Origin of the sequence: Pseudolactococcus piscium (assembly GCF_002441695.1) — a bacterium.
GTDB lineage: Bacteria > Bacillota > Bacilli > Lactobacillales > Streptococcaceae > Pseudolactococcus > Pseudolactococcus piscium.
This window is the reverse complement of sequence record NZ_JXJW01000010.1, coordinates 73,668-91,599: the sequence shown is the minus strand read 5'-3', so window position 1 is coordinate 91,599 and position 17,932 is coordinate 73,668. Positions and strand designations below refer to the sequence as shown.

The 17,932-nt window shown below is 38.4% G+C and carries 16 protein-coding genes; all 16 read left to right on the top strand.

Annotation, left to right across the window (positions count from 1 at the left end; genetic code table 11):
- The first annotated feature begins 308 nt into the window (after positions 1–308).
- The 16 genes from RU86_RS06170 to RU86_RS06100 all read left to right on the top strand — a co-directional run bounded on the left by RU86_RS06170 (position 309) and on the right by RU86_RS06100 (position 17,928).
- Complete coding sequence (locus RU86_RS06170) at positions 309–2,195, top strand: helix-turn-helix domain-containing protein (protein WP_096814545.1); 1,887 nt, start codon at positions 309–311, stop codon at positions 2,193–2,195.
- A 265-nt stretch (positions 2,196–2,460) separates the two neighbouring features.
- On the top strand, positions 2,461–2,901 hold the full coding sequence (locus RU86_RS06165; RefSeq protein WP_096814544.1) for a DUF1492 domain-containing protein: 441 nt from the start codon (positions 2,461–2,463) through the stop codon (positions 2,899–2,901).
- A 221-nt stretch (positions 2,902–3,122) separates the two neighbouring features.
- Complete coding sequence (locus tag RU86_RS06160; protein WP_096814543.1) at positions 3,123–3,365, top strand: hypothetical protein; 243 nt, start codon at positions 3,123–3,125, stop codon at positions 3,363–3,365.
- A gap of 82 nt (positions 3,366–3,447) precedes the next feature.
- Positions 3,448–3,750 carry a cytoplasmic protein gene (locus tag RU86_RS06155; RefSeq protein WP_096814542.1) on the top strand — a complete coding sequence of 101 codons (303 nt, stop codon included), beginning with the start codon at positions 3,448–3,450 and terminating at the stop codon, positions 3,748–3,750.
- The gene (locus RU86_RS06150) at positions 3,750–4,217 is read left to right on the top strand and encodes a hypothetical protein (protein ID WP_096814541.1); all 468 of its coding nucleotides are present in this window, start codon (positions 3,750–3,752) and stop codon (positions 4,215–4,217) included. Before RU86_RS06155 ends, RU86_RS06150 begins: the two co-directional genes overlap by 1 nt.
- Before the next feature lie 14 nt (positions 4,218–4,231).
- Entirely contained in the window at positions 4,232–5,902 is a 1,671-nt protein-coding gene (locus tag RU86_RS06145; RefSeq protein WP_096814540.1) for an FtsK/SpoIIIE domain-containing protein, read from the top strand.
- 241 nt (positions 5,903–6,143) lie between these two features.
- Positions 6,144–7,418: a replication initiation factor domain-containing protein gene (locus tag RU86_RS06140; RefSeq protein ID WP_096814539.1), complete on the top strand. Its 1,275-nt coding sequence runs from the start codon at positions 6,144–6,146 to the stop codon at positions 7,416–7,418.
- A gap of 72 nt (positions 7,419–7,490) precedes the next feature.
- Entirely contained in the window at positions 7,491–7,772 is a 282-nt protein-coding gene (locus tag RU86_RS06135) for a hypothetical protein (protein ID WP_096814538.1), read from the top strand.
- Between the two features lie 220 nt (positions 7,773–7,992).
- Entirely contained in the window at positions 7,993–8,586 is a 594-nt protein-coding gene (locus RU86_RS06130) for a hypothetical protein (protein WP_096814537.1), read from the top strand.
- 136 nt (positions 8,587–8,722) lie between these two features.
- A complete protein-coding gene (locus tag RU86_RS06125; protein WP_096814536.1) occupies positions 8,723–12,880 on the top strand; it encodes an MSCRAMM family protein in 4,158 nt (1,385 codons plus the stop codon).
- An 80-nt stretch (positions 12,881–12,960) separates the two neighbouring features.
- The gene (locus RU86_RS06120; protein ID WP_096814535.1) at positions 12,961–13,407 is read left to right on the top strand and encodes a hypothetical protein; all 447 of its coding nucleotides are present in this window, start codon (positions 12,961–12,963) and stop codon (positions 13,405–13,407) included.
- 18 nt (positions 13,408–13,425) lie between these two features.
- The gene (locus tag RU86_RS12050; RefSeq protein WP_167842148.1) at positions 13,426–13,578 is read left to right on the top strand and encodes a hypothetical protein; all 153 of its coding nucleotides are present in this window, start codon (positions 13,426–13,428) and stop codon (positions 13,576–13,578) included.
- Positions 13,556–14,800, top strand: coding sequence for a translation initiation factor IF-2 N-terminal domain-containing protein (locus RU86_RS06115; protein ID WP_179296222.1), 1,245 nt, complete (start codon positions 13,556–13,558; stop codon positions 14,798–14,800). Before RU86_RS12050 ends, RU86_RS06115 begins: the two co-directional genes overlap by 23 nt.
- Positions 14,801–14,806: 6 nt before the next feature.
- On the top strand, positions 14,807–15,046 hold the full coding sequence (locus RU86_RS06110; RefSeq protein ID WP_094783918.1) for a hypothetical protein: 240 nt from the start codon (positions 14,807–14,809) through the stop codon (positions 15,044–15,046).
- Between the two features lie 4 nt (positions 15,047–15,050).
- A complete protein-coding gene (locus tag RU86_RS06105; RefSeq protein ID WP_096814533.1) occupies positions 15,051–15,452 on the top strand; it encodes a hypothetical protein in 402 nt (133 codons plus the stop codon).
- Positions 15,424–17,928 (top strand): ATP-binding protein, encoded by a 2,505-nt coding sequence (locus RU86_RS06100; RefSeq protein WP_096814532.1) that lies wholly within the window; start codon positions 15,424–15,426, stop codon positions 17,926–17,928. Before RU86_RS06105 ends, RU86_RS06100 begins: the two co-directional genes overlap by 29 nt.
- Positions 17,929–17,932: the final 4 nt, after the last annotated feature.

Genomic DNA, 17,932 nt, shown 5'->3' with positions numbered 1-17,932 from the left:
CTCTTTTCATACGTTTTTAGAGGTGCCCTAAAGATTTGATTATGAAAATAATTTGTCGTATAATAAATTTTGAGAGAAATATTTTAATGTTTTAGTTTAAATTTTATTTGGGAAATTAAATTGCTTTATCGATACTTTTAGAAAATTAATAATCTTGAAAGATTTTTGTGGTAAGTGTTTCAAAATGTATTTTGATAAAGTAATCTGAAAAGCTCGTTTAATCTATTTAAACTTTTTTTTAGTAAAGGGTCATTTTTTTAATTAAACTTTATTATGACTTTAGACATAATTTATCATGGGGGTTATTTATGATACAGAATCGATCATTTAGAGACTACATAGCAAGTCGATTTCATAGTGAGTTGTTTGAAGTTGTGAGTAGATATATCACTATTTTTTCAAATGAATTGAAATTACAGCTATGGCAACAATCAATTGCGCAATTTGAGGACTTAGGTTTATCAAAATTGAATGTTTTATTCGTCTATGTGGATGATCAGCCTAAGATGAAAATTTGTTTTGATGTTGTGGTAGACGCTGAAATTATTGATCAACAATCTCCTAATCATTATAGCGAACCTAATGTCTATCATTTGTGGCTTAAACTAGGTTGTTTTGGGGATTTAGATTGTGACTTGGATGATTTTCAGGTTTTAAGTATCAAAATTTATGATAGAAATACAGACCATGAAAATTCATTATCCGACGAACTGATCCCTTATATTTGTACTGAGGGACTAGATAAAGTAGCATTGGATTTTGTCGCGAGGTATTACCCAGAGGCGTTAGAAAAGCCAATGCCTATAGATCCTTATGAGTTAGCACATAGAATGTCTTTGGAGGTGAAGCAAAGAGATATTTCCAAAGATTGTTCCATTTTTGGACAAATCTTTTTTCAAGATTCTGAGGGCATATTTTATGATCGTCAAAAGGATAAAATGGTAGTGGAGACGGTCAAGGCAAAAACTATTTTTGTTGATCTGAGAGCTTACTTTTTACGGAATTTAGGATCAGTTAATAACACAATTGTGCATGAATGTGTGCACTGGGACAAGCATAGAAAAGCAATTAAACTAGAAAATTTCTATGATAATGATGCGACGAAAATTGTCTGTACCGTGACGGGAAGTGTAGCCGGTAAACAAAAAGAGGCTATTGAGTGGATAGAATGGCAGGCAAACAAATTAGCGCCTAGGATTCAAATGCCATTTATCATGTTTCAACTCAAAGCCCAAGAGTTAATTGAAAAATATAAGATAGAGTTGCAATCATCTGAGCTTGTGGATGTTTTGGAGCCGGTGATTGATGAGCTTGCCGATTTTTTTGAGGTATCACGATTAGCTGCGAAAATTCGTATGATTGATACTGGTTATTATGAGGCGCGCAATGTTTTTATCTATATTGACGGAAAATACATCAGACCTTATACTTACACGAAAGATGCGATTGGTGAAAATCAGACGTTTTGTATAGATTTGGCAGATGCTTTAACGGAAAGTGTGGTGTCATCAGGTTTTAAAGAAAGATTGCAGACAGGTGATTATCTTTATATTGAGACGCATTTTTGCCTAAACGATCCTAAGTATATTGAAGATAATCAACTGACAGAGTATGCCCGTCTACATTTGGACGAGTGTTGTCTGATATTTGATTTGAAAATCAGTGCCGATAATCAATATGATGAAAACTATCATTTTTTGTGTTTTCTAAATCGAGATATGGCATCCAATGTTATTTTTGAAGCCCGTTTTTCAGACTGTGACACTCTAAATCATGCTGAAAAGCTTGCTGATTATCACGCTGAGGTTTTAAAAGTGGCGCAAAGTTTACCGATGACGTTTTCAGGTGCGCTTGATCAGTTGATAGAATGGTCAGATATGACGATTGAAGCATTAGCAGAAGCCTCCGAAATCAGCGAGAAAACCATTCAACGATTGAGATATAATGAGCCTGATAATGTCTCAATAGAAAGTGTGGTGCAGCTGTGCATCGGGATGCAATTAGAACCAATGCTGAGTGATTATCTTTTAAAAGCCTCTGGAAAATCCCTCATGATGACAGCGCAACATACCATGTACTATTTTTTGTTACATAGCTATTATACACATTCTATTTATGAGTGTAATGAGATGTTGGCAGATCAAAACCTTAAATTATTAGGTAGAAAAAACAGAGGAATTGAGGCGGTTATTTAATTTTATTGGAACATTGGATGTTTGAGGTCAAAAGTGAGTAAAGACTAGATTAAGAGAGACGATTCTTTTAATTAGCTTTTTTTTTTTGCTTAATTTGTATTGAAAATCGGACATTCGATGTCCTGTTAAGTTAGTCAAGCGTGAAGTAAAATGAGACTATAAGGAAATAAATGATACTTATTTTGAACAGCGATTAATTGAAGTGCACAAGTTAACCGCTATGGCTAAAAGGATTAAAGTAAAATTAAGCATAGGAGACTGACTGATGACTAAGACAACAAAAGAATATTTGAAACAGATTGAAAACATGAATCGCTATATTGAGCAACTGTTGAGTGAAGTTGAGGAATTGAGAGCGTTGTCTCAATCGTTATCAGGTACTCAATTCGGTGAACGCATTACGGGTGGTAACAAGAATAATGAGGCAGCGTTTGTCAACTATATCCTCAAAATCAATGAGCTAGAAACAAAAATAAATCAAGAAATTGATAAATTTATAGATTTGAAAACCACAATTATCAAGGCAATTGACGAATTAGATGATTTAGAGGAACGAATGGTGTTACGTGCAAGGTATATCAGCGGAAGAAGTTGGGATGATATTTATGACCAATTAAATCGGTCAAGAAGTGCTGCGCACCGTGTTCATGCGTCTGCTTTAGCAAATTTAAAAGTCCCAACAAAAGTTGAGAACAAACGAGACTAATTGGGACGGCATGAGACTATAGGTAGTGCTATAATGGTAATGTGATAAAAAGGTAAAGAGCAGTATGACAAATAAATAAATCAAGCGATTAGAAAATTCTGGTCGCTTTTCTTTTTACCTTGATTGACCACTAGGTCGTTAAACTAGCAATAATAGATGAAAGAGAACGATTAGCAAAAGCTAGTTGTTTTTCTTTTGCCTAAAAAGAAAGGAGGAGGCAAATGAGTCAAGGAAACAAACTGCCGTATTTAGAGGAAGTTGAGAGAAATTTGGAGGAAGTGTTTTCGAATTTTAAATATCTCTATCATCAAAATATGAAGGATGAGCGTGCTTTAAATCAGTTAAGGCAGCGGACACTGCATCAGATTTGGCACTATCGGGAAACGGACTACAACTCTAGTTTTTACGTACCGTATGAGTTGAAAAAACGTTACTCAGATAAAGTTAAAAATTATCTGTTTTAGGCAAAACTGACCGAAATGTCATGAAACTATTTCTGCTAGTGTGGTAGGAAATAAAAAATTATTCTTAAGGAGAATTACAATTATGAAACAAAACACATTTCTAATGAAAACGGATTTCCTTGAAAATCTGATTTATGATGGATTCGAGAATGGGCCGCGTACAGTTATGGGACAACAAGGCGCTTATCAACGTCATCATGTTGCTAATGCTGCGCACGGCTCTTTCGATGTCATCACTAAAACTTTGACGGATGCGGTGCCGGAAGGCGCGCAAATTGAGTTGGTTAATCCAATTTTCTATCCTGATTTTATTCACGGCAATCAAATTGCACCAGCTTTGAACGTATTTGCGACTGATATTAAAGTACTTGGAGGTAAAAACTAATGGCTATTGGACTTAAATTTGACAAACAAAAAATTCTGGGTAAAGACTATCGTGACATTACGGCCGCTTTGCAATTGGATCAACTTTTCGGGAAGTTGACATTACGTGAGGCAAAACCTTTGTTTGCCTTTGAAGATGATTTGACACAACCACGAAATGCTGACGGCAGCTACCCGCAAGCCTCAACTGGGGAGATTCTGGGGATTGACGTTGACTTACGCAGTAGCGTGCAATCCGAGGTGATTAAATTTACCATTGTTGGTGTGACACCTACTGACTTTGAAGCGTTAGGCATTGCCTTTAATGATGAAGTTGTCCTTGAAGGGATTCGAGTAGCTTACTATGCGATCCCACAAGGTGGCAACCGCAGTAACAATGGCTACAAGTTATTTGCAGAAGGCATTTCAAAGGCAGGAGCTGCTAAGGTAGAAATGCCTAAAAAAGATGATAAGATGCCGAAAAAATAGAATAGGTGGCTGATATGAAAAAATTCCTTCGATTTTTTTGGAAGTATCGAGGATTCAGGGTCAGAGATTGGTACAAGCATCAAAGACTCATTGTCACTGTTGTCTTATTTACACCGATTTTGCTTGGGATAGGTGGTTATGTCTACTTTCATGATGGTGAAGTGTTAGCTTATTTTCAAGAAAATGTGCTAATACGTGTGCCGCTAGTACTAGGCGTTTTGATTATCTTATTTTTAGTTGCTCTTAAAATCGAGATTGAGCTTGAAAAGCACGTTGTCTTTTTCACAAGACTACGATCATTGTATTTTTTGAGACGAAAAATGTTTTATTCGAAATTCTACAATGCGATAAAAAGAGAAAATAAGGCAGAGAAAATCAAGTTTGAGCGGGCGTACTTGCGACAAAATAAACACACGGTTGAAGTCTCGTTTGAGTTGCGAGGCACAAAAAGTGAACAAAAGTTTTTACAAGTTGGGCCGCAATTGGAGACGACTTTTTCGGGTGACTTAATGGATAGGCAAATATTAGACGGCTATATCATCTATACGATTGCCTTTCAAAAATACCTTGGACGAATTTCAGTCGATAAAGTTGAGATGACAGCTCAAGGTTTACGCTTAATGGAAACCGTTTATTGGGATTTTAGGAAAGAGCCGCATCTGTTAATATCCGGTGGGACTGGCGGAGGTAAATCAGTTTTACTGTTTATCTTGATTTTAGCTTTGGCAAAAATCGGTAATCTCTATATCTGTGATCCCAAACGCGCTGACCTTGCCAATTTGGAAAGGTACGAGGTGTTCAATGGTCAAGTTTATTTTGAAGTCTCTGATATTGTCAAATGCGTGATCCATGCCTGGAAAATTATGAATCAGCGCTATGACTATATGCGTCAAAGTCCCCAAAATAAAATGGGGCTTGATTACTCTGATTATGGTATGAAACCAACTTTCGTGATTATTGATGAAGTTGGTGCGATGACAAGTGAATTAGAGGGGATGCGTGGCAGTCGTTTAGCTGCGGAGTATCTTAACGCGTTACAACAAATTGCCCAAAAAGGACGCCAGGCTGGAGTCTTTTTAATTTTGTCTTTACAAAAAGCAGGTGTGGATGCCGTACCGTCTAATATCCGTGATCAGCTGATGAAACGGATCACGGTGGGTGTTTTATCTAGCACGGGCTATTCTATTGCATTTGGTGAGGAGGCAAGTCAAAAGGAATTTAAAACAATCAAGGAAATTAATGGTCAGGCAGTTCGAGGTAGAGGCTATACTGGGAATTTTGGTGAAGTCATTGAGGAATTTTACTCACCGTATGTGCCGTTTGATCGGGGATTCGATTTTTTTGAGGAGTATGCAAAATTACCTAAACTTGAAATAGCTGACTATGACCAGATTATCCAGGCTGAGATAAAAAATAGGTCTAAAATACCTGAGGTGTCAGATGATCAAACGTTTTCTAGGGAGCAGCTCGCAAAAGCATTGGGGACAAGTCCTACTGTAGTGCAAAGGGCGACTCAATTATTAGCTGACAACGGTATCTATTTTGACAAGGATGTCAAAGGGCGTTATATCTATGATGATCAGGATAAAGACTTTTTTGCATCCGTTTTAGCTTATAAACGATCTGAAGGGGTGACTTTATCTAAAGCGATTGAGCAGTTTATTCAGCCAGGCGAAGATGATTAATGAGCTATCGGAGAGGTTAGTAGTAGGCAAGCAGGCGTAGCGAAGCGGAGCCTGCGTCTCCGTGCCGGATACTAACCTTTCCGATGCTCATGTTACCCCCGTATTCTAATAGGGGGGTAACATTTTAAAAAAACGCCAGTTTTATTACCTCTCATGCTAGACGGGGGAAGGGTTAAAGGGGTGTTCAAAATTGGCACTTTTGCCCAATTTTTTTGGCACCTGAATCAATGGAGTAAAATTAATGGACGGTTACAGACTGAAAGAATTTAGGAAATCATTAAAGATGACTCAAAAAGAGTTATCCGAAAAAACAGGACTTAGCTTAGATCAGGTTAAGAAACTTGAAACCGGTAGAAACAGATTGACATCCGATAAATTTCGAGAAATCAAAATGAGGCTAGGGTTGATCAATAATAACTCTGAAAACCCTTTGCGGATGATGATTGACTATCTGCGCATGACCTTCAAGAATATCCGAGATATAGAATACTTTGTCGAAACTATCTTGTTCATTTCCTACACCAATTTTGTCAGCGTGGCATCTGGTTTGTATGGTTATAATTCATCTTTGCGCTTTGGTAATATCTGGATTTTATACTATTACGATGCGGAGGCACGCGGTAACTACAATTTAACCTTACAGTTATCAGGTCAGGGCTGCCGTGAAATGGAGCTGTATTTTGAAAATACAGGCTTAACTTGGCAGTCATGGTTAGAACGTTCGATGGTATTTCATGAGGACGCCAATATTACCAGAATTGATATAGCTTTAGATGACTTATACAAAGGCTATGGCAATGGAAGTAAACATTTTCAGATTCCAAGTATCATTGAAAAAATGAATAGCGGTCTAATCAAAACAAAACAATTTAGAAGTTGGGAGCACGTCGGTGGTGGCATCATCAATAATGAAAATTTTGACGCGCCGGATGATAAAGGGGTATCTGTCTATTTCGGTTCGAGGCAGTCGTCACTCTATTTCAATTTTTATGAAAAGCGTTTTGAACTTGCGAAAAAAGAAAAAATCACGGTTGAGGAATCACTGGAAATTTTCGGTATCTGGAATCGGTATGAAGTACGCTATTCACACGATACAGCTCAGGCGCTCGTCATGAAATTTATCGAAGGGTATGATCTAGGGGATATGGTTCGGGGGTTAATCAATCAACGCTTATCCGTTTATCAGGGGATTGACGAAAAGTGGGGGTCTTATATACCTGACGAGAAGTGGCAGCGACTATTTGGCAATGTGGATTATTTGAAATTGACGACTCAGGCAGAACCTTATGACATCATGCGTACTGTTCGTTGGCTTTATTATCAGGTCTCAAATTCATTGGCACTTGTGAAAGAATATGATCGGATTGTTAATCGAAATTTTCTGGAGGACATCTTGGAATCAGGGGAGATCACGGAGGTCATGGAGAAAAGACTTGAAAATGTGAGGACACAATACGCTATGTTGGAGGAGCTTGAACTGAAAAAACAATTCAATCCAACGATTTTAATGGACTAATAATCATCAAAAATACTCTATTTCTTTTGGGTTTGGGGTAATCTAAAACTTTAGAAAATACGAGGTGTCGCTATGGCAAAAAAAGAAATCAGTGCAGCGGAAGTAGAAATTAGAGATTTGGCAAATGAAATTTTGACGCAATTAGAAGCGGGACAAATTAAAGAAGTCAATTCTAGTAATAAAACTTTGGAAAATAGGCTGAAACGAGTAGAAGAAACGGACATCAATGTGCTCTTTAAAGAGGCTTTAAACGGCTCTCTTAAAAAGATTGATGGGGTTGTCTTTGGTTATAACAAGGCGATGAAGGGTGCTCGGACGGAGGCTAAAACTTTAGCTGATATTTTGAGTGCTTAATCATTAAGCAAAACGGGTGGATGTTTTGGGAATAACATATTTTTGATGATAGTTTAGTAAATTAAGCAACTTATCCTATTGATATAATAGCAAGCTATATCAAGTATCTATGGTTGATAAAGTTAGATACTATAATGATAATTATTGTAGTATGCGACTTGATATGGGATAATAAAAGTGTGAGATAGTCATGAGGAGAATTGAAAAGAGGATATAAAAAATGAATAACCTTTTAGAAAAAATTAAAGCAACAACACTCAGGCAGCGCTTGATTATAGGTGGCGTTTTCCTTATCTTGATTGGTTTTGGTACAGCTACAGTTGTTCATCATCAAAATGTTGTAAGTGAAGCTAAAAATAAACAAGAAAAGCTAGAATCTGATAAAAAGTCGAAACTGGATAAGCATTTAAAAGCGGATAAAGCATCAAAGGATAGGGCTGACCAGGCTGCTTGGGAAAAGGCACAAAAAGATGCGGCAGACAAGCAAGCCAGGGATAAGGTTCAAGCAGAATTAGCAGCTAAAGTGCAGGCAGAAAATGATGCCAAAGCTCAAGCGGAATCTGAAAAAGTTCAAGCAGACCAAGCAGCTCAAGCTGTCAGTGAACCGCAACAACAAGTCCAACCTAATGACAATTATTCAGGACAATCTGAAGTCCCTAACTCGCCAAGTCAATCAACTCCCACGCCGCCTGCACAACAAGCACCAAGTCCAGGTAATCAGTGGGGTAATACAACACCAGCTGAGCAAGGGGCACTTGAAAAAGGGCACTCAGTTATGGGTGGTGATGAATCACTCAACGTCTATGAAAAATAACTATTAAAATTAGATATAAGAAGACAGGAAATCTAAATTCTTGTCTTTTTTATTGTCTAAAAATTAATCAATCATAAGATAAAGCGTTCGTTGAGCGCTTTTTATTCTGTTCGCTAAAACTAGAAAGAGGCAAATTGTGAATAAAAAATGGAAATCAGGGAAAAAATGGCTCTATACGTCAAGTGCCCTTGCGATATTAGTTGGTGGTGGGATAGCGGTGAGTCAAACCTCCCCACTTACGCAACTATTTCAATTCGGTGTCGTTAATGCAGATGAACTCAGTGACACTGGTGCGGTAACGATTGGGACAGCTAATGGTAAGCCAGTTGTCAAAACGCCCAATAATGATATGTCATCTGAGAAATTTTCGAATGTTGTGCGGTCACTCGTTGGTGATAATGCCAACTCTGTTAAGTATGTCGCAAACAACCTTGCTTGGCAATCTAATACAACAATTGAGGGGACTCGCAGTGTTTCAACAACGGGAATTGGCTATTTTATGCGACAAGATGGATTTGCGGGTGCACAAGCGCTCAAAATGGATGAAGGTCAAAGCATCTTGATTAAGAATATGGGGTCTGTCAAGGATATGTCAGATAATGTTATTCCAATCGACGTGAAACTGACATTGAATTCATACAATCCAATTGACAATGCGAGTAATACAGCACTTCCCAAAACAGGACTCATGGTTGCGCTCCAGGGGCAAGCAAGTGACGGGACACTTCAAATTGATGTTGGTGCACCCTTTGAAGGGGCGACTGGTGGTCCCGGTGAGGGGGAAACAGGATCAGGAGGAGGCACAGGATCAGGAGGTGTAGGTTGGTGGAATACATCCGGTGTTGCACAACTTGATCAAGTTACCTTTAGCTATACGCTAATTAATCATAATACGGGTGCGGAGATTGATAGTGTACTACAAGCTACTCGATATTCGGATATTGATTCCTCTCAACGTGTCAGCTATGGTATTACGGGACTTCAAGGCATTATCCTATCATCAGACACACAAATCACATTAAGCAATGGTGTTTTAGTGGGACCAAGTACTACGACAAATGAAACGGATGGCTCGATACTAGGTGCTAAAAGTTTGATTAAGGTTACAACTAATACAACCAATGCCGTTAAGTATGACGGAGAAAATCAAAAATCCACAATTGCTTTGGGGATTTTTGGTAGAACGGATATCAAAGTTGTCCTGGACGGAACGTTTAAGTTGGATAAGTCTCTTTTAGGGTACGATGATGCAATGCCTAATAATTTGTATAGCTTTTTACCACTTGTTTTTGACATCTATGATAAAGATGGTAAAGATGTCGGAGATATTGCAATCCCTGTAAATGGTAGCGCGGTTGAAAGTCCCAAATTAAAACCTGGTGAATATACGCTTAAAGAGCGGGCAAGTTCCGTGACATCTGTGACGGGTCAAACGCACAACCTTAAAACTTACAAAGTGACAGTCGTTGCTGGTAAAAAAGGAGATGCTGCACCAGTCGTCAAAGTCGAAAATAAGCCGGTCATGGGTGAGGTTACGGTCACGAAAAGAGGGGCCGAGTCCGGTGACAAGATGTGGAATGAAAACTATACCTTGGTAGATAATGAGCTGAGATTGACAAGCCTAACTGACGGAAAAATCTATACGGCTAAGACGGACAAAGCCGGTAAACTCGTCTTTAAAAATCTACCTCTGGGCAAGTATAAGCTAGATGAAACTAAGGCAAGCGCTGGCTTTGTTAACACTTTCAAACCAATTGAAGTGACTTTGACTTGGCAAGATAATCAAACTGAGATTGTCTACGGTACAGCTCAGGGCACAAATCAGGAGGTTAAGGGCGAAAACAAACTTTGGAAGTCTGATAAAGCCACGGGTGAAAAAGCTCAAGGAAAAGCTGAAATGAAAACAGCTGAATATGGTTTATTCTACGGGGATGATTCCGATGGCTCTAGCCCTCATAAAAAAGGTGAACCGGTCAAATGGTCAGCTATGCCTAAAGCCAAACTTATCTCAGGCGAAAAAGTTACCGAATCAGTCATTAACGGCAGAGTTGTCAAGCATGGTGATAATATCGTGGTCGGTGTTGATGATACGAAACTAACCGTCTACATTGGTAATTTACCTCTTGGCAAGTATGTTTGGAAAGAATTAAATGCACCTGTTGGTTATGCCTTAGACAGCTCAGAAATACCGTTTGAAATCAAAAAACAAGATGATCAAACGGCTAATGTGATCACGTCTGATACCCACTCGAAAGAACAAGTAATCAAGGCTAAACTCATCATCCAAAAACTCGTTGAAATTGCTGGGGAATCTGCGGAATCTGGATTTAATGGTGTGAAATTCAATATTGCGCCACTTGTAGGGACAGATGCTGCTGCTCAAACAATAACGACGGGGATCAAGGGAGACGAGGACGGTTATGCTAGTACTGAACTTGTCTATGGCGATTATGTGATAACTGAGGACATGGCAACCCTTCCTAACGGTTATCAGCCAATTAGACCAATCTACATTCACATGATTACTGATCCTAAAACTGACATCATCACGATTACGGCAAGCTATCAACCTGACGGGTCAAAACCATTTTCTAATCGTGTCTTTAGTCAAAGCGATAATCAGACGACAGATAAAAATGACAATATCTCAGGCAGCCTGGCTGGTATTGTATCAGACGGCGTGCCGTTTATCAGTTTATCCAAAATAACATTGACAGATAAAGGTGCAAATCCTGTTCCATCAATCGATATTGAGAAAACTAACGGTGAAATTACCAAAAATGGTATTGGGAACTATGAAGATAGTGTCAATAATTTAGGCGAACACGACCATGACACTAAAGAAACTGCTTTTGAAGTAACTGGCGATAGCACTAAAATTTTCTTCAAAGTTACCAATAACGGCGAAGATGATTTAACCAATCTCAAGGTTATTGATAAAACAACTACAGGTACTAAACAAGTGAAAGCTATTCAGTTCACGTATAAAGGTAAAGTACTCACGGCTGATAAGTTCGGGGTGCTTTTTCTTGACGGTCAAGCTCTTGTCCTGAAAGTTGGCGAAACGATTGAGGGAACTGGTACGCTTGAAAAATTAGTTGGTGGGGAAGACCATGCGGATATTGTAGAGGTTGTGGCGCTTGGTCTGGAATCTAAACGTGAAGTCGGAGATGATGACGAATGGCACGGACACAAGCCTAAGCCGTCCATTGATGTTGAAAAAACCAATAGTGAAATTGCTAAAGGTGGCGCAGGTAATCACAAAGACAAGGCTAATAACCTCGGCAAAGATGACCACGACACCAAAGAAACAGCGCTTGCGGTACTTAACGACAGTCCTAAAATTTTCTTTAAGTTGATAAATAATGGCGAAGACGATTTGACGAATTTGACGGCAGTTGATAAAACGACTGAGGGTAAAAAACAAGTGAAAGATATTAAGTGGACTTACAAAGGAAAAGCGCTCACGGTTGATAAGTCTGGTATTTTCTATCTTGATAGTAAGGTGTTCATCTTAAAAGGTGGCGAAACGCTTGAAGCAACTGGTATGCTTGAAAAACTAGACGAGGGCGAAACTCACGCTGATAAGATTACCGTGTCAGGTGTCGGTGTCAAATCAAATGAAAAGGTTGGAGATGATGATGAATGGCATGGCTTTAAATCTAAACCATTAGTTGATGTCGAGAAATCAAGTGAAGCTATCTCTAAGGGTGGCATAGGCAATCATCTTGATAAGCCTGATAACTTAGGTAAGGGCGATTCTGATACTGAACAGACAGCGGTTGAATTAGGCGACAAAGCTCAAACAATCAATTTTCGTGTGACAAACAACGGAACTGAAAGTCTGACTCATATCAAGTTGACGGATAAAACGCTTGACGGTAATCATGATGTCAAAGAGATCAAGTGGACTTACAATGGTAAGGCGCTTACAACTAATAAAGATGGCGCACTTGAACTTGATGGCAAACTACTTGAATTGCCAGTTGGTGGCTATATTGTTGGAACAGGTACACTTGAATCTATCACGGCAGGTGAGGTGCATAGTGATGAAATCACAGTATCAGCTAAAGGCACAATTAGTGGTAAGACTGTTGGGGATAAAGACAAATGGTATGGTAAGAAACCTAAGCCAGTCAATCAAGTTATTAAAATTTTCCTACCTAAAACTGGCGAGGGGAAAGCACTTCTCGCAACTGCTATTGGTGGCTTGATTGTGGTAATCGTTACAATCATAAAGCACAAGGTCATCTTTAAAGCTCTAAGAGGCGGTAAAGATAAAATCAAGAAATAGTTAATCAACTAAACCACGACTAGAGGAACGTGCAGATGGGGTGTGAAGTCCAATAAAACAAAAAGAAGGTGAGGTGTACCGTGAATAAATTTTTAAAAATCTTATTTGCGATTTTTGCAGTCGTTGCGGTAAGTATCATTGGGTTTGGTGCTTATTTTTTAATTGGTGGCGATCGCTCAGAAGAAACAATCAAAAAAGAAAATGCTAACTCATTTGAGTTTAAGTCAGTTTCGGAATCTTCCAAAGCAGTCATAAGTGAAAAGAGTTCTAGTGAAAAACAGGTAGTTGCTGAAAGTAAAGCACCACCTGTTTCAGCGCCACAAGCTCCCTCAACGACAACGCCACCACCAATTGAAACAGTGCCCGAGTGTACTTATGATTTTGTACCAGAAATAGCTGTACCACTTGGAGAAATATCAACGGAGACATCAGATTTGTCATCTGATATTGAAGCACTAAAAGCGCAGTACGCAGGATATAACATTATTATTGTCAATCCAGATGGTACAGAAAGTCAAGTACAGTAAGGCATGGAAAGGAAAATAATGTCAGTATTTTTAGTTATTGATCGTTATACCAATGAGGTGATTGGTCAATATGAACACTTATCAGTTGCTAACGCAGTCATTGAGGAATTAGAGGACAAATCACTTAATGTCAGAAAAGAGGAATCATATGTCAAAGACAAGAATTTATGAAGTCGCAAGAAATTTAGATAGGACATCTAAAGAGATTTTAGCGATTTCAAATACACTAGGGTTTGAGGCGAAAGCAGCTAGTTCATCACTTGATCAGGCGCAAATTAGTGCCATTGAAAATTATTTGATTTCACCAGAGCCTAAAAAGAAAAAGTCGAGGAAAAAAGTTAATCAATTTGAAAATGTTTCGGATGGATTGGTCTCAGAAAGTTCTTGTCAAAGACAGTCTGAAAACTATGACGGCATGACTAAAAAAGAAGTCAAACGCTATCAAAAGGCACAAAGAAAGCTAGAAAAACAGTCGAAAACACGACAGAAAGTTGAAAAAAAAGCGGTTAAATTACCCAAACAATACAGTCAACGTAAGGCAAATATGATTGTTTATGGTACGGTGATTGGATTAGTTGCTTTGTCAGCTTTTGCTTTATTTTCTACTGGTCTAAGAAATTTCAAGCAAGCCAATCCGCAGTCTGTTACAGCGCTAAAAGCTGATTCGGGTTTAGACACGAATAACAAAATCAATTTGTTTCTGTCAAATTTTGTGGGGGCATACTTTAACAAAGGATTGGATAATTTAAATCAAGATGCTTTAATCCCTTTTTATGGTGGTGAGTTGCTAGATGTCAAAAATCCACAAACAAATAAAGGGGCGTATGAATTAGTGAGTTCAACCTTACTTGAAATTAAAGATAAGGTCGGATCATACGCGGTGATTTATCGTGTTAAGACAAGTGAAGGAGATAGTTGGCATGAAGTGTCAACTATTTTTAATATCCCTTTCAGTGAAAAATCTGGAAAATACTATGTCAGTGACTTACCCTTTGTGACGCAAACTGAGAGTTTACAAGCAAATAAAGTCAAGCAGAATAAGTTGGACAAAATGACCAGTATTTACGATGAGGCATGGCAGACGAAAGCCAATAACTTTGTATCTGCTTTTTTCACGGCTTATACAAGTGATGACAATACCCTAGCAACTATGAGTAAGGGGATTCGAGGAATTACAGGCTACAAGTTTAAGTCATTAGATTATTCGTATTATACGCTTAATCAAAGCGAGACAAAATTAACTGCTGAGATACAAGTGACGTTTGAAGACAATTTTGCGATGACGCACAGTGAGGACTTCACGCTGGAGCTTACCAAAAAAGAAGATATGCTTTTTGTGAGCAAGCTCTATCATGGTATTAAAGCGAGTGATTCAAAAAAAGATAGGGGGTAATTCAATATGAATGGTGTGTTTAAAGATTTAGCAGAAAAAGGTCTGGTGCCCGCAGCTGTTATCTTTTCGGGTTACTACATTGTGACTAAGGGGATCGGTAAGCAGGACTGGGGCAAAATTGTAAGTATTATTGCAGGTAACCTACTTTTGGTAGGTATCGTCTATTTTCCAGATATTCTCAAAACTATTGCTAAGGTTGTCATGGGATTCTTGCAACGAGTTTTTGAAACTGTTTTAGGGGGCTAAAGTTATGGCAGAAACGATAAAAGATAAGCATCTCTATGCCTATAAGAAAGCCTTGGAGGAACAAAACACTTTTCATACGATCTTTGGTTATCCTCTGTTAAGCCCGATCAAATATTCGTTTGTGGCTTATGCCGCTGTTGTACTGCTTATTGAAACAATTATCTGGTATAGGCTGTTAAAATTTCTTCCGACAGGTTGGTTCTTTGCGGCCGCTTTATTGATTGCCTATAAATTGGGACAGAAATTAGCAGATTGGAAAATTGACGGGAAATATTTTCCAGCTTTTATCCGGGGGTGGCTCAGTTTTTACTTAACCTATGGCATAAAGCGACACTGCTTTTTCTTAAATAAGGGCATCCTATATGAAATGAGGGAAAATGAATTTAAAAACGAATTTCAAAAATGATATATCGGACATCCATGATAATTTGGTTCTGAAAGATAATGGCGATGTTTATGCGATGTTTGAAGTGCCAAAAGCGATTATCAATAGTATTGATAGAAACGAAAAGGATGATTTTAAGGCACTAACTACCAGTGTTTTATCAGGGATAAGAGAGTATAAGAATTTTGATATTTCAATGATACCGCTTGATGTCGCGTTAGATACCATGTACCTGAAATTATCTCAGGATTTTTCGGAAGATACGGAAGATCTAGCCTGGTATATTTTAGATGAGTCTTACACTCGACTTCGTGAATCTGTTGATCGGATTTTTGAGTATCATTGGTATCTGACCATCCCACTAAAATCAAGTCATATTTCGTTTGATAAAAAAGAGATGTTTAAAACCAGCATCAACTACTTGACTAAGAAAGTCTATGAGCCTTTAGTGGGGAAAGTTACCTATCAAAAAGATTGGTATTTAGCTTATGAAGTCTATGCGAGTGACTTAGAGAAAAAGCTCAGTCTTTTAATGGCAAAACCTCTCAACACACAAGAAACGATTTTTATTAATCGCTTGCAGTATCTACGAGGGATTGACTTTGATCGGGCTTTTGAAGTCAGTGCGACACGTAACACGCTTGAAAATTTAGATGATACTAGCTTGACATGGGAAAATTTCAATATCTTGACCTTGCACAATGGCTTAGAAAAATCGTACTTGGCGATGTTACCGGTTGCTTATATCCCTGAAAATGTCAGTTATTTGCATCTACTAGAAGATATTCAAGGCTTTAATTTTCCGATTGAAACACTTACTAAGGCTATCTTTTCATCAAAGAAGGGGACTTTTTCGGTACCTGCCAAGGCTAACCGTGCGCGATTGCGTCATAATAAGGCGATTGCGGACGGCGATGCGGCAGGTGGGGTAGATCAAAATAAAAAAGAGCGCTCTAAGGCATTAGTTGAAGATTTGCTTGTCAGATCAAATGACGATGAAATCTTGTTGGGCTACTTACAAACGCTTGTTTTTGCAGATCAAAATTATGATGCCTTGGTCGAAAAAATGCGAATTGTCATGGATGCCTGCTCTAAAAATGGGATTGAGCTTGTCAAGGCTCGGGCTGATCAGCTCTATTTATTTTATAAAAATAGACTCACGCAAACTTTGGATGACTCGGATAAAAATTTCATCCAGATTACAACGTTAGACGGATTTGTGGAAAATCTCTTTTTTACGGGACAGAAAGTCGGGCAAGATGTTGGTTTTTATATTGGGCGGATTGATGCTAATAAAGGGTCGTGGTATGGCGATTTTAAAAAGGCGATTGAATCAAGCATCAATTTTGCCTATGTCAATCCATTTCAGGCAAATAAATTGGATGTAGCGGGGAAAGTGACAAGTAATCCACACATTGCGATTACAGGAGATATTGGTGGCGGAAAATCATTTCTGACTAAGTATCTCTTTTTATATTCAAGCCTTTTGAAGGCTAAAACACTCTATATTGACCCTAAAGCTGAAATGCGCCGGCAGTATCTTAAAGTTCTAAAAGAGTATGAAACAAAAGGCATCTATCCTGAAATTCAGGATTACATTAGGTCAATTAATTTTGTCACGTTGGATAAAAATAATCGTTCAAACTGGGGTGCGCTTGATCCTATTGTTTTCCTCAAAGGTGTTGAAGCCAAAGACTTGGCAATTTCGATGACTAATGAAATTTATAGTTTGAGAAATAAAGAGGAGTTTCATAGTGCTTTTCTGGACTCGCTTGACAAACACCTTGCCTTACGTGAGCGTGGCGAAAAAGTAGGGATGCTCACAGTTTTCAGAGACCTTGAAAAACATCGCTCAAAAGCGGTCAGAGTTTCAGCTAATCTCTTAGTAAAAATGGTACAAAATTCTATTTTGTCACTTTGTTTTTCAGACGGTCAAAATCAGGCAGTCGATACGGATAGTCGCATTACTGTGCTTGAAGTGACAGGGCTTGATTTACCTACTGATGAAAAAGATGAACTGAGTGATAGTCAAATAAAATCCTTGGTTGTCATGTATGCTTTGGGACATTATTGCCACAAATTTGGTAGTGAAAACAGAAAACAAGAGACGATTATTTTTCTTGATGAAGCATGGTTTTTCAATGCGACAGCAGTTGGTCGTGGCATTATCAAACGCATTAAACGTGTCGGACGTTCAGAGAATAATTTCCTTGTCTTGATTACACAATCAGTCGATGACACAGCAGATGAAGATGACGGGACAGGCTTTGGAACAATCTTTGCCTTTAATTCAGATACCGAAGCTGAAAAAGTCCTTAATCGCCTGAAAATACCAGTTACTGATGAAACAATCTCATGGTTTGAAAGCATGACAATGGGGCAGTGTATTTTTAGAGACACCTTTGGCAGATGTGAGCGAATAACGGTTGACGGTCTTTTTCCTGAGATTAATGTTCTGTTTGATACAGTCGAAACGGATATGAAAGCAGTAGCTTAGAAAG